The organism is Pseudomonas sp. NBRC 111140 (assembly GCF_001320885.1).
GTDB classification, from domain to species: Bacteria; Pseudomonadota; Gammaproteobacteria; order Pseudomonadales; family Pseudomonadaceae; genus Aquipseudomonas; species Aquipseudomonas putida_P.
On sequence record NZ_BCBQ01000068.1, the window covers coordinates 1 to 22,074 of the forward strand.

Annotated in this window: 18 protein-coding genes; 6 read left to right on the forward strand and 12 right to left on the reverse strand. The window is 62.6% G+C overall.

Annotated elements, in window-relative coordinates; genetic code table 11:
• Together APH42_RS20020 and APH42_RS20025 are read right to left on the reverse strand one after the other, a co-directional pair.
• The coding region (locus APH42_RS20020) for an FAD:protein FMN transferase (RefSeq protein WP_177336866.1) at positions 1 to 374 on the reverse strand (374 nt) is incomplete at its 3' end.
• A gap of 157 nt (positions 375 to 531) precedes the next feature.
• Positions 532 to 1,995 carry a glyceraldehyde-3-phosphate dehydrogenase gene (locus APH42_RS20025; RefSeq protein WP_012271355.1) on the reverse strand — a complete coding sequence of 488 codons (1,464 nt, stop codon included), beginning with the start codon at positions 1,993 to 1,995 and terminating at the stop codon, positions 532 to 534.
• Positions 1,996 to 2,162: 167 nt separating this feature from the next.
• On the opposite strand from APH42_RS20025, the gene mfd reads away from it, so the two are divergent.
• Genes mfd through APH42_RS29395 form a run of 3 tightly spaced genes read left to right on the forward strand, consistent with a single transcriptional unit; the run spans position 2,163 to position 9,513 of the window.
• Positions 2,163 to 5,612, forward strand: coding sequence for a transcription-repair coupling factor (mfd, locus tag APH42_RS20030; RefSeq protein WP_060494072.1), 3,450 nt, complete (start codon positions 2,163 to 2,165; stop codon positions 5,610 to 5,612).
• A 9-nt stretch (positions 5,613 to 5,621) separates the two neighbouring features.
• Complete coding sequence (locus APH42_RS20035) at positions 5,622 to 6,194, forward strand: CsiV family protein (protein WP_012271353.1); 573 nt, start codon at positions 5,622 to 5,624, stop codon at positions 6,192 to 6,194.
• A gap of 1 nt (position 6,195) precedes the next feature.
• Positions 6,196 to 9,513 carry a DEAD/DEAH box helicase gene (locus APH42_RS29395; protein WP_082421434.1) on the forward strand — a complete coding sequence of 1,106 codons (3,318 nt, stop codon included), beginning with the start codon at positions 6,196 to 6,198 and terminating at the stop codon, positions 9,511 to 9,513.
• Positions 9,514 to 9,577: 64 nt separating this feature from the next.
• On the opposite strand, the gene nagZ is transcribed toward APH42_RS29395, so the two are convergent.
• From nagZ to APH42_RS20055, 3 genes are read right to left on the reverse strand one after another with little or no spacing between them, the layout of a single operon-like run.
• Positions 9,578 to 10,576 carry a beta-N-acetylhexosaminidase gene (gene nagZ, locus APH42_RS20045; RefSeq protein WP_177335381.1) on the reverse strand — a complete coding sequence of 333 codons (999 nt, stop codon included), beginning with the start codon at positions 10,574 to 10,576 and terminating at the stop codon, positions 9,578 to 9,580.
• Between the two features lie 8 nt (positions 10,577 to 10,584).
• A complete protein-coding gene (locus APH42_RS20050; protein WP_060494074.1) occupies positions 10,585 to 11,124 on the reverse strand; it encodes a L,D-transpeptidase in 540 nt (179 codons plus the stop codon).
• A 40-nt stretch (positions 11,125 to 11,164) separates the two neighbouring features.
• Positions 11,165 to 11,872 carry a TetR/AcrR family transcriptional regulator gene (locus APH42_RS20055; RefSeq protein WP_012271349.1) on the reverse strand — a complete coding sequence of 236 codons (708 nt, stop codon included), beginning with the start codon at positions 11,870 to 11,872 and terminating at the stop codon, positions 11,165 to 11,167.
• 215 nt (positions 11,873 to 12,087) lie between these two features.
• On the opposite strand from APH42_RS20055, the gene lexA reads away from it, so the two are divergent.
• Both lexA and sulA read left to right on the forward strand, forming a co-directional pair.
• Positions 12,088 to 12,696 (forward strand): transcriptional repressor LexA, encoded by a 609-nt coding sequence (gene lexA, locus APH42_RS20060; protein WP_012271348.1) that lies wholly within the window; start codon positions 12,088 to 12,090, stop codon positions 12,694 to 12,696.
• Positions 12,697 to 12,709: 13 nt separating this feature from the next.
• Positions 12,710 to 13,186, forward strand: a complete 477-nt coding sequence (gene sulA / locus APH42_RS20065; RefSeq protein WP_012271347.1) for an SOS-induced cell division inhibitor SulA — start codon at positions 12,710 to 12,712, stop codon at positions 13,184 to 13,186.
• Between the two features lie 50 nt (positions 13,187 to 13,236).
• On the opposite strand, the gene APH42_RS20070 is transcribed toward sulA, so the two are convergent.
• The 7 genes from APH42_RS20070 to APH42_RS20100 form a co-directional block, all read right to left on the reverse strand.
• A complete protein-coding gene (locus tag APH42_RS20070; protein ID WP_003248777.1) occupies positions 13,237 to 13,470 on the reverse strand; it encodes a hypothetical protein in 234 nt (77 codons plus the stop codon).
• A 50-nt stretch (positions 13,471 to 13,520) separates the two neighbouring features.
• Complete coding sequence (locus APH42_RS20075) at positions 13,521 to 14,036, reverse strand: DUF6586 family protein (protein ID WP_012271346.1); 516 nt, start codon at positions 14,034 to 14,036, stop codon at positions 13,521 to 13,523.
• A 91-nt stretch (positions 14,037 to 14,127) separates the two neighbouring features.
• Complete coding sequence (gene topA / locus APH42_RS20080) at positions 14,128 to 16,737, reverse strand: type I DNA topoisomerase (RefSeq protein ID WP_012271345.1); 2,610 nt, start codon at positions 16,735 to 16,737, stop codon at positions 14,128 to 14,130.
• A 100-nt stretch (positions 16,738 to 16,837) separates the two neighbouring features.
• Positions 16,838 to 17,089, reverse strand: a complete 252-nt coding sequence (locus APH42_RS20085; RefSeq protein WP_012271344.1) for a DUF1653 domain-containing protein — start codon at positions 17,087 to 17,089, stop codon at positions 16,838 to 16,840.
• Positions 17,090 to 17,165: 76 nt separating this feature from the next.
• A complete protein-coding gene (gene fadA / locus APH42_RS20090) occupies positions 17,166 to 18,341 on the reverse strand; it encodes an acetyl-CoA C-acyltransferase FadA (protein ID WP_012271343.1) in 1,176 nt (391 codons plus the stop codon).
• Between the two features lie 31 nt (positions 18,342 to 18,372).
• The gene (gene fadB, locus APH42_RS20095; RefSeq protein WP_060494075.1) at positions 18,373 to 20,520 is read right to left on the reverse strand and encodes a fatty acid oxidation complex subunit alpha FadB; all 2,148 of its coding nucleotides are present in this window, start codon (positions 20,518 to 20,520) and stop codon (positions 18,373 to 18,375) included.
• A gap of 531 nt (positions 20,521 to 21,051) precedes the next feature.
• Positions 21,052 to 21,489, reverse strand: a complete 438-nt coding sequence (locus APH42_RS20100) for a hypothetical protein (RefSeq protein ID WP_012271341.1) — start codon at positions 21,487 to 21,489, stop codon at positions 21,052 to 21,054.
• 110 nt (positions 21,490 to 21,599) lie between these two features.
• Here APH42_RS20100 and APH42_RS20105 point away from each other — a divergent pair, with 110 nt between their 5' ends.
• Complete coding sequence (locus APH42_RS20105; protein WP_012271340.1) at positions 21,600 to 22,040, forward strand: universal stress protein; 441 nt, start codon at positions 21,600 to 21,602, stop codon at positions 22,038 to 22,040.
• Positions 22,041 to 22,074: the final 34 nt, after the last annotated feature.

Consider the following 22,074-nt stretch of genomic DNA (forward strand, 5'->3'; position numbering starts at 1 on the left):
TGGGGGCCAAAGCCCCACAGGTCGAGCAGCGGCTCGACGGTGAGGTCGAAGGCGCCTTCGCTCTGCTCGGCCAGCTGTTGGCCAAGGGCTACCAGTTCGAGCATGTCGGGCGGCAGGGCCAGGCACTGATTGGCCGGTAACTGGTTGAAAAGGCTGACGACGGAGTCACCGCGATAGGTCGAATAGTGCTGGTCGATGTCGCTCAGGATGGCTTCGACCGCTGCCTGCACCTGGGCCGGCGCCGGGCCGCCGGGCTCGCGGACGTATTGGATGCTGTAGCTGCTGCCCATGGTCGGGCCGCCCAGGCGCTCCAGGGTGGGGCCTTGGTTGCAGGCGGTGAGCAGCAGGAAGATGAACAGTAAGGCTGTGCGCAAAAATTCGGTTCCTGGGTGCTTGGCTTGAGTTTTGTGGTGTGGCACATATCGAGCGCCGCGCGGGCGGCGCCCGATCTCACAGGCGCCACACAACTTACTCCAGGCAAAAAAAACGGGAACCCGAAGGTTCCCGTTTTTTTATTGCCTTACAAGCGAATCAGCGTGGAAACGCTGGCGGGTTCACACCGGCCATGTCTTCCATCACACGAACCACCTGGCAGCTGTAACCGAATTCGTTGTCGTACCACACGTACAGGACAACGCGGTTGTCGTTGGCGATGGTCGCCTCTGCGTCAACCACACCGGCGTGGCGCGAGCCCACGAAGTCGGTCGAAACCACTTCCTGCGAGGCCACGTAGTCGATCTGCTTGTGCAGTTCCGAGTGCATGGCGGTCTGGCGCAGGTACTCGTTGATCTCGTCGCGAGTCGTGGCCTTTTCCAGGTTCAGGTTCAGGATGGCCATCGAAACGTTCGGCGTCGGTACGCGAATGGCATTGCCGGTCAGCTTGCCCTTCAGCACTGGCAGAGCCTTGGCAGCAGCGGTGGCGGCGCCGGTTTCGGTGATGACCATGTTCAGCGGCGCGGCACGGCCACGGCGGCTGCCCTTGTGGAAGTTGTCGATCAGGTTCTGGTCGTTGGTGAACGAGTGAACGGTTTCGACGTGGCCGTTAACGATACCGTACTGGTCGTTGATGGCCTTGAGCACCGGCACGATGGCGTTGGTGGTGCACGAAGCAGCCGAGATGATCTTGTCATCGGCAGCGATGTCACCGTGGTTGATGCCATGCACGATGTTCTTCAGCGCGCCCTTGCCAGGTGCGGTGAGGATCACGCGGGCAGCGCCCGGGCAGGCCAGGTGCTGGCCCAGGCCGTCGGCATCACGCCATACGCCGGTGTTGTCGACGATCAGCGCGTTGTCGATGCCGTACTGGGTGTAGTCGACTTCGCTCGGGCTCTTGGCGTAGATAACCTGGATCAGGTTGCCGTTGGCGGTGATGGTGTTGTTGGCTTCATCGATGGTGATGGTGCCATCGAACGGGCCGTGCACCGAGTCACGGCGCAGCAGGCTGGCACGCTTGACCAGGTCGTTCTCGGCGCCTTTGCGCACGACGATGGCACGCAGGCGCAGGCCGTCGCCGCCACCGGTCTTCTCGATCAGGATGCGCGCCAGCAGGCGGCCGATGCGGCCGAAGCCGTACAGCACGACGTCGGTGCCTTTGCGCGCCGAAGCGTTCTGCTGGCCAACCACGTCGGCCAGCTCTTCACGGACGAACTGCTCGGCAGTGCGGCCATTGCCTTCCTGCTTGAACTTGTTGGCCAGCTTGCCCAGGTCGACCGAAGCGGCGCCCAGTTTCAGCTCGCTCATGGCTTTGAGCAGGGGGAATGTCTCGTGGACGGACAGTTCGGTTTCGTCGGTTTGACGATGACGCGCAAAGCGGTGCGCCTTGAGGATCGAGATAACCGAACGGTTGATCAGGCTACGGCCATAAATCGAGCTCACCACGTTGTTGTTGCGGTAGAGCTGACCGATAAGCGGGATCATCGCTTCAGCCAGAGCTTCACGATCAATCCACTCACCAAGACACTGGTCGGGCTTCTGAGTCACGGGAACCTTCCACATGTAGGGACAGAAAAAAGGGGCTACATTATGACGCCCCAACGCAGAACCGGCAATGAGCGCCTGTCGCAGTGACGCAAGCCAGCGTTCACGCCCTTTCGAGCCTGACAGCCGGCACCGTCACCGGTACAATCGGTCTCTTTGCCGCAACGCTTGGAGTGCAATCTCCCGTGTCAGTTCTGCGCCTTCCGCACATGTCGGCCACGGCCGGCAAACAAACCTGGGGCAACCTGCCCGGTGCCGCCCTCAGCCTTGCCATCGCCGAGGCCGCCACCAGCGCTGGCCGCTTCACCCTGCTGCTGACAGCCGACAGCCAGGCCGCCGACCGTCTGGAGCAGGAGCTGCGCTTCTTCGCCCCGGACCTGCCGGTGCTGCCGTTCCCCGATTGGGAAACCCTGCCCTACGACCTGTTCTCGCCGCACCAGGACATCATTTCCCAGCGCATCGCCAGCCTGTACCGCCTGCCGGAACTGAGCCACGGCATCCTCGTGGTGCCGATCACCACCGCCCTGCACCGCCTGGCACCCACGCGCTTCCTGCTGGGCAGCAGCCTGGTGCTGGATGTGGGCCAGACCATCGATGTGGAACAGATGCGCACGCGCCTGGAGGCCAGCGGCTATCGCTGCGTCGACACCGTCTACGAGCATGGCGAGTTCGCCGTGCGCGGCGCGCTGATCGACCTGTTCCCGATGGGCAGCAAGCTGCCCTACCGCATCGACCTGTTCGATGACGAGATCGAGACGCTGCGCACCTTCGACCCCGAGACCCAACGCTCGATCGACAAGGTGGATTCGGTACGCCTGCTGCCGGCGCGTGAATTCCCGATGCAGAAAGAGGAAGTGACCCGCTTCAAGGCACGCTTTCGCGAGCGCTTCGATGTCGATTTCCGCCGCAGCGCGATCTTCCAGGACCTGGCCAGCGGCATTATTCCCGCTGGCATCGAGTACTACCTGCCGCTGTTCTTCGAAGAAACTTCGACCCTGTTCGACTACCTGCCGGCCGACACCCAGGTGTTCTCGCTGCCTGGCGTGGAACAGGCCGCCGAACACTTCTGGAACGACGTGCGTGGGCGCTATGAAGACCGCCGTGGCGACCTCAGCCGGCCGCTGCTGCCACCGGCCGAACTGTTCCTGCCGGTGGAGGACTGCTTCGCCCAGCTCAAACAATGGCCTCGGGTGGTGGTCAGCAGCGAAGACCTCGACCCAGGTGTGGGTCGCGAACGCTTTCCGGCACGCGCGCTACCCAACCTGGCCATCGAAGCCAAGGCCAACCAGCCGCTGGCCGAGCTGGCCAACTTCCTCGACCAGTTCCCCGGCCGCGTGCTGTTCACCGCCGAATCGGCGGGGCGCCGTGAAGTGCTGCTGGAGCTGCTCGAGCGGCTGAAGCTGCGCCCGCATACCGTCGACGGCTGGGACGACTTCGTTACCGGCAGCGAGCGCCTGGCAATCACCATCGCGCCGCTGGACGACGGCCTGCTGCTGGACGACCCAGGCCTGGCCCTGGTCGCCGAAAGCCCGCTGTTCGGCCAGCGGGTGATGCAACGCCGGCGCCGTGACAAACGTGGCGAAACCGCCAACGATGCAGTCATCAAGAACCTCACCGAGCTGCGCGAAGGCGCACCGGTGGTGCACATCGACCATGGCGTTGGTCGCTACCTGGGCCTGGCCACGCTGGAAATCGACGGCCAGGCCGCCGAATTTCTCACCTTGGAATACGCCGAGAACGCCAAGCTGTACGTGCCAGTGGCCAACCTGCACCTGATCGCCCGCTACACCGGCAGCGACGATGCGTTGGCACCGCTGCACCGGCTGGGCTCGGAGGCCTGGCAGAAAGCCAAGCGAAAAGCCGCCGAACAGGTGCGCGACGTGGCCGCCGAGCTGCTCGACATCTATGCCCGTCGCGCCGCACGCAAGGGCTATGCATTTGCCGACCCGTCAGCCGACTACGCCACCTTCAGCGCTGGCTTCCCGTTCGAGGAAACCCCGGACCAACAGGCCGCCATCGAAGCCGTGCGTGCCGACATGCTGGCGCCCAAGCCGATGGACCGCCTGGTCTGCGGCGATGTGGGCTTCGGCAAGACCGAAGTGGCCATGCGCGCGGCATTCATCGCCGTGCACAGCGGCCGCCAGGTGGCCGTACTGGTGCCCACCACCCTTTTGGCCCAGCAGCACTACAACAGCTTCCGCGACCGCTTCGCCGACTGGCCGGTGACGGTGGAGGTGATGAGCCGCTTCAAGTCGGCCAAGGAAGTGGCCGCCGCTGCCGCCGACCTTGCCGAAGGCAAGATCGACATTCTCATCGGCACCCACAAGCTGCTGCAGGACGATGTGCGCTTCAAGGACCTGGGCCTGGCCATCATCGACGAAGAACACCGCTTTGGCGTGCGCCAGAAGGAACAGCTCAAGGCCCTGCGCAGCGAGGTCGACATTCTCACCCTGACCGCCACGCCGATTCCGCGCACGCTGAACATGGCTGTGGCGGGCATGCGCGACCTGTCCATCATCGCCACGCCGCCGGCGCGCCGCCTGTCCGTGCGCACCTTCGTCATGGAGCAGAACAAGAGCACGGTGAAGGAAGCGCTGCTGCGTGAGTTGCTGCGCGGCGGCCAGGTTTACTACCTGCACAACGATGTGAAAACCATCGAAAAATGCGCCGCCGACCTCGCCGAGCTGGTGCCCGAGGCACGCATCGGCATTGGCCATGGGCAAATGCGCGAACGCGAGCTGGAACAGGTGATGAGCGACTTCTACCACAAGCGCTTCAACGTGCTGGTAGCCTCGACCATCATCGAAACCGGCATCGACGTGCCCAGCGCCAACACCATCGTCATCGAACGTGCCGACAAGTTCGGCCTGGCCCAGTTGCACCAGCTGCGCGGCCGAGTTGGCCGTAGCCACCACCAGGCCTACGCCTACCTGCTCACGCCGACCCGGCAGAAGGTCAGTGCCGACGCCGAAAAGCGCCTGGAAGCCATCGCCAACACCCAGGACCTGGGCGCGGGCTTTGTGCTGGCCACCAACGACCTGGAAATCCGCGGTGCCGGCGAGCTGCTGGGCGAAGGCCAGAGCGGGCAGATCCAGGCCGTGGGCTTCACCCTGTACATGGAAATGCTCGAGCGCGCGGTCAAGGCAATCCGTAAAGGCACCCAGCCAAACCTTGAACAACCACTGGGCGGCGGCCCGGAGATCAACCTGCGCCTGCCGGCGCTGATCCCCGAGGACTACCTGCCCGACGTGCATGCGCGGCTGATCCTGTACAAACGCATCGCCTCGGCTGCCGACGAGGAAGGCCTCAAGGACCTGCAGGTCGAGATGATCGACCGCTTCGGCTTGCTGCCCGAGCCAACCAAGAACCTGATGCGCCTGACTTCGCTCAAGCTGCACGCGGAAAAGCTCGGCATCAAGAAAGTCGATGCCGGCCCCAATGGCGGCAAGCTCGAGTTCGAAGCCGAAACCCCGGTCGACCCGCTGACCCTGATCAAGCTGATCCAGGGCCAGCCCAAACGATACAAGTTCGAAGGTGCTACCCAGTTCCGTTTCCTGGTGCCGATGGAACGCCCCGACGAACGCTTCAATACCCTGGAGGCGCTGTTCGAGCGCCTGACCCCACAGCCTGCCTAAGGAAGACCCATGCGTGCCATCCGTTGCCTGACCTTGCTGCTGGCGCTGTTCGCCCCAGCTGCCTTCGCCGAAGGCCTGTATCAGGTAGAAATGATTCTGGTGCGGCAGAACAGTGTGCCCGCCTTCACCAGCCCGTTCGCCCCCGAAGACTGGAGCGCCGGCGCCCCGCGCCTGGCAAAAGACGCCGAACGCCGCCTGGCGCTGGAAGACGAAGCCACCCGCCTGGAAGCCACCGCCGACTACACCGTGCTGCTGCACAAGGCCTGGCAACAGCAAGTAGGCAGCGAGCCCAGCCGCATCGCGCTGGGCGAAGGCGCCGAGCGGTTCGGCCACTTCCCTATCGAGGGCAACCTCAGCGTCGCTGAAGGCCGCTTCATCGCGGTCGAGGCCAACTTCTGGGTCAACCAGCTGGACAGCAACGGCAACGTACTGCAAAGCGAGCAGTTCAAGCAGAGCAACAGCAACGTCAAGGGCGGCCAGCTGACCTTCCTCGACGGTGGGCACCTGGCGGTGCTGCTGAAGGTGACACCGCCGGGCACGCCGAAAATGCCGGTGATGGACCCGGAGATGATGGAGCAGTGATGTGAGCGATGGCGATGCGCAGCAACTGCTGAGGGCCTATCCGGGGTGGGTCGACTTCATCGAAGCCGGCACGATGGCACGAGGCCGCAGCTATGCTGCGCAAGAGCGAGCACGCATCCTGTCGCTGCACGGCGCAACGATCGAAGCCATCTGCAAGGGCTCCACAGGCGAGACCTACCAGCAGAACATCCGGCTGGTCGTTAACTACGGGGACCTGCGGGTATTTGGGCGCTGCAGCTGCCCAGTTGGGCTCAACTGCAAACACTGCGTCGCGGCGCTGCTGCAATTGCAGGACGGCCTCGACGCCGCAGGCCCCCATGAACAATCCGCCCTGTCGCTGCCACCGGACCTCAACCTGTGGGTGCAAACCCTTGAGTCCCCCTCCCAACCTGCATCGCCTCAAGGGCCAGCACGCAAAGGCCCGGCAATCTATTACCGCATTCACGTGGATCACGGCGTCTGGCGACTCGAGCCGATCAAGGGCAACCGACAGGCAGACGACACCTTGAAGATCGGTCGCATCACATCGATGCCCGAAATGCTCTACTACACACCTCGCTACGTCACAGAAGACGATGCGCGGCTTTTGCGCCTGATTGATTCGCGCAGCGAAACCACTACGCCCATGGCGCAACTGGAAGGCAAGCAGGGCGGGGAGCTCTACAGCTATGCCCTGGCCACCGGTCGCCTGCTATTTGAGGACGACTTGGCGCCACTGTCCCCTGGGCCGGAGCTGCATGCCGAGTTTCGCTGGGTCAGGCTGGACAATGGCAGCTACCGTGGCGCCTGGTACCACGATGATCACCAGCAGTTGCGGGCAGTGCCCATCGAGCCCATGCACTATGTCGACCGACAGCGGCATTTGACCGGCAAACTGCGCCACGACCTCGACCCCTTCATTGCCAGCCAGCTTGCGCGCGCGCCCATCGTGCCGGAGCATCTGGTCATCCCCTTGAGTCACCGATTGAACGCCTTGAACCGTCACGTCCCCACGCCCACTGCGGTGAGCACCGAACATATCGAAGACATCACGCCAAACGGGCGACTGACGCTGGGCAGCCTCGAATTCAGCGCCTACATGCCCAAGACCGGCCGTATGCAGCGACAACTGCAACACCGTGCCGCGCTGGCATTCGACTACGACGACCTGCGTACCAGCGGTAACGACGAAAAGCCGCTGACCCGCCTGGTCGGCAACACCAGCCAGCGCATCCGCCGCCAGCCGCAAGCCGAACAGGCCCTGCGCAAGGTGTTACGCGACCTGGGCTTCAAGGCCGCCACCCGGCAGAGCAAGGCGCTGCCCGACAGCGCCGGCGAAATGTTCCAGCTGCCCGACGACGAGGCCTGGCTGCGTTTCGCCCGCGAAGGCCTGCCGCGCTTGCGCCAAGCCGGTTGGAACATAGACGTCCAGCGCGACTTCGCCTTCAACCTGCAGGAGGTGGACGACTGGTATGCGAGCATCGACGAGGCGCCCGGCCATGAATGGTTCGACCTGGAGCTTGGCATTGTGGTCGATGGCCAGCGTCACAGCCTGCTGCCGATCGTGTTGCAACTGCTACGCAGCAGCCCAGAGCTGCTGCGCCCCAGCGAACTGGCCCGGCGCAGTGACGACGAGCACCTGCTGATCGACCTCAACCGTGGTCGCCTGGACAGCCCGGCCCTGCGCGTCGCCCTCCCGTATGGCCGCGTCAAAGCGGTCATGGCCACCCTGGGCGAGCTCTACCTGCACGAACACACAACCGGCCCGTCCCTGCGCATGGAACGTGCCGACGCCGCGCGCCTGAACGAAATCGAAGGCCTGCCCCTGCAATGGGAAGGCGGCGAGCACGTTCGCGACCTGGGCCGGCGCCTGCGCGATGCCCGTGATTTGCAGGTTGAACCACCGACAGGGCTGCAGGCCAGCATGCGCCCCTACCAGCAACAAGGCCTGAACTGGTTGCAGGCCCTTCGCGAGATGGGCACCGGTGGCATCCTGGGCGACGACATGGGCCTGGGCAAGACCCTGCAGGCCTTGGCCCACTTGCTGCTGGAGAAAGAATCCGGGCGCTTGAGTACACCGGCACTGGCGGTCATGCCCACCAGCCTGATACCCAACTGGCTCGACGAAGCCCAGCGCTTCGCCCCCGATCTGCGCGTACTGGCACTGCATGGGCCGGGGCGCAGCAAGCATTTTGCCACGCTGCATGAGTACGATCTGGTCCTGACCACCTACGCCCTGATGCCACGCGACCTCGAACACCTGCGCACGCAGGCCTGGCACGTCCTGGTACTGGACGAGGCGCAGAACATCAAGAGCAGCACCAGCAAGGCCGCCCTCGCCGCCTGCGAGCTGCAGGCCGGCCAGCGCCTGTGCCTGACCGGTACGCCGATGGAAAACAACCTGGGCGAGCTGTGGTCGATCTTCCACTTCTTGATGCCCGGCTGGCTGGGCGACCTCAAACGCTTCAACCAGGACTACCGCACGCCGATCGAGCGCCACGGCGACAGCGAGCGCATGGCCCACCTGGCCAGCCGCATCCGCCCGTTCCTGCTGCGCCGCACCAAGGAACAGGTGGCCACCGAGCTACCGGCCAAGACCGAGATGGTGCACTGGGTCGAACTCAGCGACGCCCAGCGCGATACCTACGAGGCCGTGCGCGTGGCCATGGACCAGAAGGTCCGCGACGAAATTGCCCGCAATGGCGCCGCACGCAGCCAGATCGTCATCCTCGACGCGCTGCTCAAGCTGCGCCAGGTATGCTGCGACCTGCGCCTGGTCAAGGGCGTGGAAAGCAAAGGCAACCAGGCCGACAAGGGCAAGCTGGGTGCACTGCTGGAAATGCTCGAAGAGCTGCTCAGCGAAGGCCGCCGCGTGCTGTTGTTCTCGCAGTTCACCTCGATGCTGGCGCTGATCGAACAGGAGCTGGAAAAGCGCAAGATCCGCTACAGCTTGCTGACCGGCGACACGCGCGACCGTCGCACACCCGTGCGGCAGTTTCAGCAGGGTGACAGCGAAGTGTTCCTGATCAGCCTCAAGGCGGGGGGCGTGGGCTTGAACCTGACAGCTGCGGACACCGTGATCCACTTCGACCCCTGGTGGAACCCGGCCAGCGAAAACCAGGCCACCGACCGCGCCTACCGCATTGGCCAGGACAAGCCGGTGTTCGTGTTCAAGCTGATTACCCGGGGGACGGTGGAAGAGAAGATTCAGCTGTTGCAGCAGGAAAAGGCGGCGCTGGCGGCCAGCTTGCTGGACGGCGGCCAAGCCGGGCAGTGGCGGCTTGGCGACGAAGAAATCGAGGCACTGTTTGCGCCGCTGCCTGGAAAGCGCGGGCGTTGAGGCCGCACCTTCTGCTGCCTGTACCGGCCTCTTCGCGAGCGTGCCCGCGAAGAGGCCAGCGCGATCAATCGACCAGCTGAGCGTCCTTCAACGCACCCAATGCCTCCAGCCAGCGCGGCTGCTGACGGTAATCGGTCCGCGCAAACCCTTGCCCGCGCATGCGCGCAATCCGCGGCGACGGCTTGACCTTCATGCGCTGTGCCGCACTCAGCGCCAGCTCTGCCGCCGCCCGGTCATTGCATACCAGGCCCATGTCACAGCCGGCGCTCAACGCCGCCTCGATACGACTGGCCGCGTCCCCCACCACATGCGCACCGGCCATCGACAGATCATCGCTGAAAATCACCCCGTCAAAGCCCAGCTCACCACGCAGGATGTCCTGCAGCCAACGCCGCGAGAAGCCAGCTGGCTGGTTATCGACCTGCGGGTAGATGACATGCGCCGGCATCACTGCCGCCAACTGCCCGCTCAGGCGGGTGAACGGCACCAGGTCGGCCTGGCGCAGTTGCTCCAGGCTGCGCTCATCGGTAGGGATCGCCACATGCGAGTCCGCCTCGGCCCAGCCGTGCCCAGGGAAGTGCTTGCCACAGGCCGCCATGCCGGCCGCATTCATACCACGAATGAACGCCCCGGCCAGTTGCGTGGCACGCAGCGGGTCCCCCTCGAAGGCTCGGCTGCCAACCACGGCACTACGCTGGTGATCCAGGTCGAGCACAGGGGCAAAACTGAGGTCCAGGCCAACCGCCAATACCTCGGTCGCCATCAGCCAGCCACACTGCTCGGCCAGGTATTCGGCATTGTCATTGTCGGCCAGCGCGCGCATGGCTGGCAGCCGCACAAAGCCCTGGCGCAGGCGCTGTACGCGGCCACCTTCCTGGTCCACCGCCAGGATCAGCTCGGGGCGAATAGCGCGGATCGACGCGCACAACTCGCGCACCTGACGCGGGCTGTCGATGTTGCGGGCAAAGATGATCAGGCCAGCCACTTCGGGCTGACGCAACAGGTGACGGTCTTCGGCGGTCAGCCATTTACCGGCGATATCCACCATCAGGGAGCCTTGCAGGCTGACGGTCATGGGTAATCCTTCATTGAAAACTTCAGAGACGCCCACTGGGGGCAGGCGGCTTGCTCGATACGTACCGGGCAATGGGCCGGCACCCGCTCGAACAGGCTTAGCAAGTCGGTGTTGCGCAGGCGTATGCAGCCATGGGACAACGCTATGCCCATGGGTTCCGTGTCAGGGGTGCCGTGCAGGTAGATATAGCGGCGAAACGTATCGACCGCGCCCAGGCGGTTGACACCGGGTTCGCAGCCGCTGAGCCAGAGGATGCGAGTGAGGATCCAGTCGCGATCTGGATTTTTCGCATGCAACTCCGGCGACCACACCTCTCCAGTCCAGCGCCGCCCGACCAATACCGCATTCAGCGGCAGCCCCGCGCCAATCTTCGCCCGCACCTGATGCATGCCACGCGGCGTGCAGCCTGAACCATTGCGCTCACCGGCACCGTTGCGCGCCGTGGAAACCGGCACACGCACGCGCAGCTGGCCACGGGCAAAACCGTACAGGCATTGATCAGCAAGGGAGATGTGCAGCAGATCGAGATCGGGCATGAGCGCTAGCTTAGCCGAAGCGCCCTGCCTCGCCCAGCCTTCAGGCCTTGGCTGTGGCGCTACTGATCTTGGTGCGCGGGCGCAACTGCGCAGTGGCCATGGCATCGTCGGTGACACCGCTGTCGGCGCGCATGCCTGCGGCCAGGAACGGCACCATCAGGCGCATCACCTGCTCGATCGAGGTGTTGATGCCAAAGTCGGTCTCGGCAATCGCCCGCAGGGCCTTGATACCGGACATGCTGAAGGCCGCAGCACCAAGCATGAAGTGGACGCGCCAGAACAGCTCCAGTGGCGGAATGCGTGGCGCAGCCTCGTTGACCAGCAGCATGTAGCGGCGAAACACCTTGCCGTACATGTCTTCCAGATAACGCCGCAGGTGGCCCTGGCTCTGGCTGAACGCCAGGCCCAGCAGGCGCATGAAGATCGACAGGTCGTTGTTGCTGCGCGGCTGCACGGCCAACGCCTGCTCTACCAGCATTTCCAGCAGTTCTTCGAGGGTCGGCTTGTGCTCCGGCTTGGCCTGGCGCCGCTCCAGCTCACGCTCGAGGCTGGTGCAGAACGGGCCGAGGAAGCGCGAGAACACCGCCTGAATCAGTGCCTTCTTGGAGCCGAAGTGATAGTTGACGGCCGCCAGGTTGACCCCGGCCTTGCTGGTAATCAGCCGCAACGAGGTTTCGGCGAACCCCCTTTCCGCGAACAGCTGCTCGGCAGCATCGAGAATGCGTTCAACGGTTTCCGATTGGGCCATGACTACTCCGACTACTCCGCCAGACAAACAAGTGTTTGAAACATACGTTTCAGCCCTGCTTCTGTCAAGGCTCGGTGACCGGGCGGTCGCCATTTAAAAGTGCCAGACGCCCGGCTGCAAGCGCCACCTGTACTGTTTATTGCGCCTTTTGGCTTGCAGCGCATCCAGTACTGTATATAATTCCAGTCACTGTACAAAAAGACAGAGCGCTCACCATGTTGAAACTGACGCCACGCCAAGCCGAAATTCTCGCGTTCATCAAGCGCTGCCTGGAAGACAACGGCTTCCCGCCGACCCGCGCCGAAATCGCTCAGGAGCTGGGTTTCAAATCGCCCAACGCCGCCGAGGAGCACCTCAAGGCCCTCGCCCGCAAGGGCGCGATCGAAATGACGCCAGGCGCCTCGCGCGGCATCCGCATTCCTGGCCTGGAAACCAAAGCCGAAGAAAGCGGCCTGCCGATCATCGGCCGGGTTGCTGCTGGCGCGCCGATTCTTGCCGAACAGCACATCGAGCAATCCTGCAACATCAACCCTGCCTTCTTCCACCCCCAGGCCGACTATTTGCTGCGCGTACACGGCATGAGCATGAAGGACGTCGGCATCTTCGATGGCGACCTGCTGGCGGTACACACCTGCCGCGAAGCGCGTAACGGCCAAATCGTGGTAGCGCGCATCGGCGACGAAGTCACCGTCAAGCGCTTCAAGCGCGAAGGCAGCAAGGTCTGGCTGCTTGCCGAAAACCCCGAATTCGCCCCCATCGAAGTCGACCTGAAAGAACAGGAGCTGGTGATCGAGGGCTTGAGCGTCGGCGTCATTCGCCGCTGATCCAGGAGGCGTCATGCAGCAGTTCATTCACGCACCCGAGCAAGCCCAGTTGCCCCTGTTCGAAGCATTCCTCGCCCAACCCGTGCTACCTGGCCTGAAAGCCAGTGAACTGGCACGCAAGAGCAGCCAGCCGGACCTCTTCAGCGAATTGTCGCTACGCGGTGCCCCAGAGCACTGCCAAAGCCTGCTGGCACCCGTCCTGCGCGAGCTGAGCGAAGAAGATGAGGCCCGCTGGCTGACCCTGATCGCTCCGCCATCGAGCCTGACACAGGCCTGGTTACGCGATGCTGGGCTCAACCGTGAACGTATTCTGCTGCTGCAACCCCGCAGCAATCAAAGCCCACTGCAACTGGCCTGCGAAGCTTTGCGCCTTGGCCTCAGTCACACCGTGGTCAGCTGGCTGGGCAACGTCAACGCCACCTCACGCCAGCAACTTCTGCGCGCAGCCAGCACCGGAAACGCACAAAGCCTGAACATCCGCCTCGGCTGATGTCCAGGCTTTGCCTGGTAATTCAAAAAGCTTGATACGCCGCTGCACCCTCAGTGCAGCACGCGCGGCCCTTCATCACGCTCGAGCTCGCCATCCATCAGGCGACCGGCCATCTGCACGCCCACACTGAGCATGGCCTTGGCCACTTCCACATGCTGCCCCTGCAGGAACACCTTGGCGTCTTCCGAGAAATCCAGGGTTACCAGAGAGCCCTCATCCTCGGCGCGACGCAGTTCGATGCGGCCATCAGGCAACTCGACAATTTCCAGAAAAGACGTAGACATAGATGGCAGTTCTCCGCGAAAGGCCGTTATTGTACCAGCCGCTGCGGCTATCAGCACTCACTCAACGCGTCGCGGAAACGTCTCACCAAGCCCTTGAGGTTGTTGCGCCAGCTTTCCAGCTCGGCACGCGACAGCGCTGCAGGCTCAGGTTCATCGAGATTGACCGCTTGAATCAGGGGTTGGGTAACGTCGGTTTTCGGCGCTTTCCTGGCGACCGGTGGTCGGAACAAATCGGCATAAGCACCGAGCATTTGCGCCAGCCACGTTTCACGCTGGCGAGCCAATTCCAGCAACTCTGCCACTTCCGGAATGGCGATGCCGCTCAGGGCGTCGTCAGCCAGGGCTTGCTCGACCCCTGCAACCACCGGCAAGCGGTAGAAGCCACCAATTTCATGGCACAGCCCCAGCAGCGCACCATACAGATGGAACAGCGCCGACTCGCGCTCGGCCTGGACCAGGCCCTGGGCATTCATGGCCTGGCTTTGTTCGGCCTTGGCCATGGATTCCAGGGCGAGACCGGCAAAAAACAGTTTCTGATTGGTGCGGGTATAGAGTTCCTGGGCCATTTCAGTGTGCTCCCATGAGGCTGCAAGGCGGATAGCTGCATCATAAATGATTGGGGCCGCGAAGAGCGGCCCCAATTACAACGCCAAACGATCAGCGCTTGTCTTCAACCTTCCACGCATTACCGTCGTAGAACGCCTTCCAGCCGGTCGGCTTGCCATCGACCTCGGACTGCACGTACTGCTCCTTGGTCTTGCGGCTGTAGCGAATTACCGCCGGGCGGCCATCTGGGTCTTTCTGCGGCGCATCGCACAGGAAGTGGTACTTCGGGTCGATCTCATGCTTGTGCGGCACGATCTCGAGCACCAGCGGCGCGCGGGTTTCGCGGTTTTTAGGGAACTGGCTGGCAGCCAGGAACAACCCCGAAGCACCGTCGCGCAGCACATAGGTGTCGTCGACCTTCTCGCACTTGAGCTCCGGCATGTCCACCTTGTCCATCTTCGGTGGTGCCGCCTCGCCACTCTTGAGCAGCTTACGGGTGTTCTTGCATGCCGGGTTGGTGCAGCCGAAGAACTTGCCGAAACGACCGGTCTTCAATTGCATCTCGCTGCCGCACTTGTCGCACTCCAGGCTAGGCCCTTCGTAACCCTTGATGCGGTAGCTGCCCTCTTCGATCTCATAGCCAACGCAATCGGGGTTGTTACCGCAGATGTGCAGCTTGTGCTTCTCATCCAGCAGGTAAGCGTCCATCGCCGTGGCGCAGATCGGGCAACGGTGCTTGCCCAGCAGCACGCGCGACTCCGATTCGCCCTCGTCATCAGCGGCAATTTCGTCGCCCGGCACCAGGTTGACGGTGGCCTTGCAGCGCTCTTTTGGCGGCAAGGTGTAACCCGAGCAACCCAGGAACACACCGGTGGACGCGGTGCGGATCATCATTGGCCGGCCACATTCCTTGCACGGAATGTTGGTCATGGTCGGCTGGTTGGCGCGCATGCCGTCTTCGCTGGACTCGGCAGTCTGCAGCTTCTTGCTGAAGTCGCCGTAGAACTCGTCGAGCACGTTCTTCCAGTCACGCTCGCCCTGGGCCACGTCGTCGAGGTTCTCTTCCATGTCGGCGGTAAAGCCATAGTCCATCAGGTTGGAGAAGCTCTCCGACAGGCGCTCGGTAACGATATCGCCCATCTTCTCGGAGTAGAAGCGGCGGTTGTGCAGGGTCACATAGCCACGGTCCTGAATGGTGGAAATGATCGCCGCGTAGGTCGATGGGCGGCCGATGCCGCGCTTTTCCATTTCCTTGACCAGGCTGGCTTCGGTGAAGCGCGCCGGTGGCTTGGTGAAGTGCTGGCTCGGGTCGATCTGGATCAGCTTTAGCGCTTCACCCTGAACCATTTCTGGCAGCACGTCGTCTTCGCCCGGCTTGCTCTGCTGTGGCAGCACACGGGTGTAACCGTCGAACTTGAGGATACGGCCCTTGGCACGCAGCTCGAAATCACCGGCAGCCACGGTAACGCTGGTGGACAGGTACTGCGCAGGCGGCATCTGGCATGCCAGGAACTGGCGCCAGATCAGCTCGTACAGGCGCTCGGCGTCACGCTCCATGCCACTGAGCTTGGTCGGGTGGGTATTCACGTCAGAAGGACGAATCGCTTCGTGCGCCTCCTGGGCGCCTTCCTTGCTGCCGTATACCAGCGGCGCTTCCGGCAGGTACTGCTTGCCGAATTCACGCTCGATGTAGCTGCGCGCCATGTCCAGGGCATCAGCCGACAGGTTGGTCGAGTCGGTACGCATGTAAGTGATGTAGCCGGCTTCGTACAAGCGCTGGGCCATCATCATGGTTTTCTTTACCCCAAAGCCCAGGCGGTTACTGGCTGCCTGCTGCAGGGTCGAAGTAATGAACGGCGCCGACGGTTTGCTGCTGGTCGGGCGATCTTCACGCTTGACCACGCTGTAGCTGGAAGCCTTCAGCTTCTCTAGCGCAGCCATGGCCTGGGCTTCGTTCAGCGGCTTGAAAGCCTCGCCCTTCTCGCGCGCCACCTCAAAACGCACCTTGGCGTTCTTCGCGGTGCCGAGGTCGGCGTGGATCTCCCAGTACTCTTCCGGGATGAACGCGCGGATTTCACGCTCGCGCTCCACCACCAGCTTGACCGCTACCGACTGCACACGGCCAGCGGACAGGCCACGGGCAATCTTGGCCCACAGCAGTGGCGAGACCATGTAACCGACCACGCGGTCAAGGAAGCGCCGCGCCTGCTGGGCGTTGACCCGGTCGATGTCCAGCTCGCCCGGCTGCGAGAAGGCCTCCTGAATGGCCTTCTTGGTAATTTCGTTGAACACCACGCGCTTGTAGCGGGTGTCGTCGCCGCCGATGGCCTCGCGCAGGTGCCAGGCAATGGCTTCCCCCTCGCGATCCAAGTCGGTTGCGAGATAGATGGTGTCGGCATCCTTGGCCAGGCGGCGCAGTTCTTCGATCACCTTTTCCTTGCCAGGCAGGATTTCGTACTTCGCCTTCCAGCCATGGTCGGGGTCGACACCCATGCGCGCTACCAGCTGGCGACGAGCTTTTTCTTTCGGCGAAAGGGCCGGAGCCTCACCCGCGGCCTTGCCACGCTTGGCGGCCGGCTCTTTGCTCGCGCTGGCCGAACCGCTGGTGGGGAGGTCTCGGATATGGCCGATACTCGACTTCACCACGTACTGGTTGCCCAGGTACTTGTTGATGGTCTTGGCCTTGGCCGGGGATTCCACAATGACCAGCGATTTGCCCATGGATCGGAGTATTCCTGAATCTGAAGATGAAAAACACGTCAGGTGCCAGACGCGGCACCGCTATATATAGTGGCAAAAGTGTGAGGTCAAGCTCGGACGATCACTCGTGCGACTTGCCCAGCAACCCAGGCAGCCCTTCTTCGGCCTTGACCAAAGCAAAGCGTGGCACCTGCTCGCCGTCAACCTCGACGCACTCCTGGAACATCGAAAGGGGGCGCACCCAGAAGCTGTAATCACCATACAGGCATTGGTAGAACACCATCCACTCTTCGCTTTCGGAGTGCCGCGCAACACTGAAGACACGGTACTCAGGCCCTTTGTAATGCCGGTATACGCCTGGTTGTATCTGCATGTTGCACACCCTCTTGAAAAAACCTGAAAAAAACAAAACCGGGGCACATGGCCCCGGCTGCTGTCCTGCTACGCGATCAGACGCGTTCGAAGACAGTGGTGATACCTTGCCCCAGGCCGACGCACATGGTCGCCACCCCCAGCGTACCGCCATTTTGCTTCATGACGTTGAGCAGGGTGCCGGAAATCCGCGCCCCGGAGCAACCGAACGGGTGGCCCAAGGCAATCGCGCCGCCGTGCAGGTTAACCTTCTCATCCATCTTGTCGAGCACTTTCAAGTCTTTCAGCACTGGCAGGGCCTGTGCAGCGAAGGCTTCGTTGAGCTCGATGAAGTCGATGTCGGCCATGGTCAGGCCGGCACGCTTGAGGGCTTTCTGGGTCGAAGGCACCGGGCCGTAGCCCATGATCGCCGGATCGACACCGGCCACCGCCATCGAACGGATCACTGCCAATGGCTGGATCCCCAGGTCCATGGCACGCTGGCCGGACATGACGATCATGCACGATGCGCCATCAGTGATCTGCGACGAGGTACCGGCCGTGACAGTCCCCCCTTTCGGGTTGAACGCCGGCTTGAGCGACGCCAGGCCTTCGAGGGTGGTTTCCGGGCGAATGGTTTCGTCGAAATCGAACACCTTCAGGAAGCCGTTCTCGTCATAGCCCTGCATCGGGATGATCTCGTCCTTGAACTTGCCTTCGACCGTGGCCTTGTGGGCCAACTGGTGCGAACGCACGCCGAACAGGTCCTGCTGCTCACGGGTGATGCCATGCATCTTGCCGAGCATTTCTGCAGTCAGGCCCATCATCCCGGAAGCCTTGGCGGCATGCAAGGACAGGTGCGGGTTGGGATCGACGCCGTGCATCATGCTGACGTGCCCCATGTGCTCCACGCCACCGACCACGAACACATCACCGTTACCGGTCATGATCGCCTGGGCGGCAGTGTGCAGCGCGCTCATCGACGAACCGCAAAGACGGCTGACGGTCTGGGCCGCAGAGGTGTGCGGGATCTGGGTCATCAGCGACGCCATGCGGGCGATGTTCCAGCCCTGTTCCAGGGTCTGGTTGACGCAGCCCCAGATCACGTCCTCGACTTCTTTCGGGTCAACCTTGCCGTTGCGTTCCAGCAACTTGCTGATCAGGTGCGCCGACATGTCTTCGGCGCGGGTATTACGGTGCATGCCACCCTTGGAGCGGCCCATTGGCGTGCGACCGAAGTCGACAATCACCACGTCTCTTGGATTCAGGCTCATATCAAATCTCTCGCTCTAGCTCGTTGACCGCTCAGTTGAAGAAGCGCTGGCCGTTCTTGGCCATTTCACGCAGCTTGGCGGTCGGGTGGTACAGCGGCCCCAGATCGGCATACTGATCGGCCAGGGCGACGAATTCGGCAACACCGATCGAGTCGATGTAACGCAGCGCACCACCGCGGAAGGGAGGGAAACCAATGCCGTAGACCAGGCCCATATCGGCTTCGGCAGCGGTTTCGACGATGCCGTCCTCCAGGCAGCGCACGGTCTCCAGGCACAGCGGGACCATCATCCAGTTGATGATGTCTTCGTCGGTGACTTCACGCTGCTCGAACACGATCGGCTTGAGCACATCGAGCACGGTGGCGTCGAAGACCTTCTTCGGCTTGCCGCGCTTGTCGGTTTCGTAGGCGTAGAAGCCTTTACCATTCTTCTGGCCCAGGCGGTTGGCCTCGTACAGCGCATCGACGGCCGAGCGGCGCTCGTCCTTCATGCGGTCCGGGAAACCTTCGGCCATTACGTCGCGACCATGGTGGCCGGTGTCGATACCGACCACGTCCATCAGGTAGGCCGGGCCCATCGGCCAGCCGAACTTTTCCATTACCTTGTCGATGCGCACGAAGTCGACACCGGCACTGACCAGCTTGGCGAAGCCGCCGAAGTAAGGGAACAGCACGCGGTTGACCAAAAAGCCCGGGCAGTCGTTGACCACGATCGGGTTCTTGCCCATTTTCTTGGCGTAGGCCACGGTGGTGGCAACCGCCACTTCACTGGACTTCTCGCCACGAATCACTTCCACCAGCGGCATCATGTGCACCGGGTTGAAGAAGTGCATGCCGACGAAGTTTTCCGGGCGCTTGAGCGCCTTGGCCAGCAGGTTGATAGAAATGGTCGAAGTGTTGGAGGCGAGGATCGCATCGTCCTTCACCTGGCCTTCCACTTCCGCCAGTACCGCTTGCTTGACCTTCGGGTTCTCGACCACGGCCTCGACGACGATGTCGACATTGGCGAAATCGCCATAGGACAGGGTCGGGCGAATGGCGTTGAGTGCCTCGGCCATCTTGGCCGGGGTCAGGCGGCCCTTCTCGACGCGGTTGCCGAGCAGCTTGGAGGCCTCGTTCAGGCCCAGCTGGATGGCTTCCTCGCGGATGTCCTTCATCAGGATCGGGGTGCCCTTGACCGCCGACTGGTAGGCAATGCCGCCACCCATGATGCCGGCGCCGAGCACGGCGGCCTGCTTCACGTCATGGGCGATTTCGTCATGCGCCTTGGCCTTGCGCTTGAGCTCCTGGTCGTTGAGGAACAGGCCGATCAGGCTCTCGGCGACCGAAGTCTTGGCCAGCTTGGCAAAGCCTGCGGCTTCGACTTCCAGCGCTTTGTCGCGACCGAAGTTGGCGGCTTTCTGAATGGACTTGATGGCTTCGACCGGGGCTGAGTAGTTCGGCCCGGCCTGGCCGGCGACAAAGCCCTTGGCGGTCTCGAAGGCCATCATCTGCTCGATGGCGTTGAGCTTGAGTTTCTCCAGCTTTGGCTGGCGCTTGGCCTTGTAATCCAGCTCGCCACTGATGGCGCGCTTGATCAGGTCGAGAGCACCGGCCAGCAGCAGCTCAGGGGCGACCACGGCGTCAACGGCCCCCACTTTCAGGGCGTCCTCGGCACGGTTTTCCTTGCCGGCGGCGATCCACTCGATGGCGTTGTCCGAGCCGATCAGGCGTGGCAGACGCACGGTGCCGCCGAAGCCAGGGTAGATACCCAGCTTGACTTCTGGCAGGCCGATCTTGGCGCTGCTGGACATGACCCGGTAGTCGGCTGCCAGGCACATTTCCAGGCCGCCGCCCAGGGCGATGCCGTTGATGGCGGCAACGGTGGGCACTTCGAGGTCTTCGAAGGCGTTGAAGATGCGGTTGGCTTCCAGGTTGCCGGCGACCAGTTCGGCCTCGGGCAGCTTGAAGTTGTCGACGAACTCGGTGATGTCGGCGCCGACGATGAACACGTCCTTGCCACTGCTGACGATCACGCCCTTGACCGAGGCGTCGGCCTGGATGGCTTCGACGGCCTGGCGCAGCTCGTTCAGGGTCAGGCGGTTGAACTTGTTGACGGACTCACCCTTGAGGTCGAACTTGAGCTCGACGATGCCACTTTCAAGAGCCTTAACCGTGATGGCTTTACCTTCGTAAATCATCAACTGATCTCCACGATATGGAAGCTGAACTGTACACGCCGATCGCTGCAGCAAAAGCAGGCCTAGCTGCCCTGCCCCAGGCACACCCGTCAGCGCGCTAGTCGGAAGTATGGCTTGGCGTCATGACATACAAACGCTCAATTCATACGCCCGTTTGATTTGGGTGTGCACACATTCTCCGAAAAGATCGGCGTTGTCAAATGCTCACGAGCACGGGGAAAACGCGACTTTCCAGTCATTTTGTATCGGATGGGTACAAAACATGATGACAGTGATCGCCGAGCATTCATGTCAGCGATTGACCACACGCGCTGGCAGTGTGCTGCAACTTTCGGCTTGCGTGGCAAGCGCGGGCGGCTACACTGGCACTTGCTTGAATGAATACCCGGCCTGCCTGGCCTTTTCTGCGCAGCAGAACGCAAAGCGGCGACTTGGCACCCCACCCCTTCAGGGTTCTGCCAAGCCGCCGCTTTGTCGTTTGAGAACAGGTTTATCGCGCGTGACGCCTACCCTGCGGGAGCAAGGCAGGACTCAGGCCAGGGTTTCGAGGGCGTAGGCAACATCCTGCAATACAGCCGTATCGCCCCGTTCGGTCCAGTACAAGGCAATCATCCGCGCATCGGCCTCGACCTTGTAGACGCTCGCCGGCAGGCGCGCCAACGCCTCCATGAAGCGCGGGTCTTCGCAGGGTTCGCGCCACTGGTTCCACCACACCCCCGGGCTGACCTGCCAGAAGCTAAAGCTGTCCTCATGCCCACGGCGCCTGGCCCGGTGGTACTGCGGGCAAGGGCTTGGCGGCTCCTTTTCCAGCCAGTGCGGCCACTGCTGCGGCGCCAGTTGCATGGCCAGGCCCATGCGCCGCGCCTCCAGGCGCAGCTTCATCTGCTCGCTCTGCTTGCGCGAGCTGCGCAGCCAGGAAAGCGGGCTGAGAATCAGCGCAAGGATTGACACCACCAGCAATACCGTCATATCAGTACATCCCATAAAGCGTTGCAAATGAGCTGGTTAGCCATTTTTCACGGTAGACCCGCCCGAAAGCGACCATACTTCTTCTATCGCGATTGTCAGGAGTACCGCTCATGTCCTACGAACATCTTCTGGTTGCCGTCGACCTGACCGAAGAATGCGACCCGGTGATCAAGCGCGCCATGGCGCTGGCCGCGCCTTCGAACGCCAAGGTTTCGCTGGTGCACATCGTCGAGCCGATGGCCATGGCATTTGGCGGTGACGTGCCGATGGACCTGTCGCAACTGCAACAGCAGCAGTTCGACCAGGCCAAAGAGCGCATGGACCGCCTGTTCAATAAATACCCGGACATCAAGCGCGGCGACTCCCACTTGACCTACGGCCAACCGCGCCAGGAAATCCACCAGCTGGCCAAGGACCAGAACTGCGACCTGATCGTGGTCGGCAGCCATGGCCGTCATGGTCTGGCGCTGCTGCTGGGCTCCACGGCCAATGACGTGCTGCATGGCGCGCCGTGTGATGTGCTGGCGGTACGCCTGCTGAAGAAAGAATGACTTAACCAGATCTGGCCTCTTCGCGGGCTTGCCC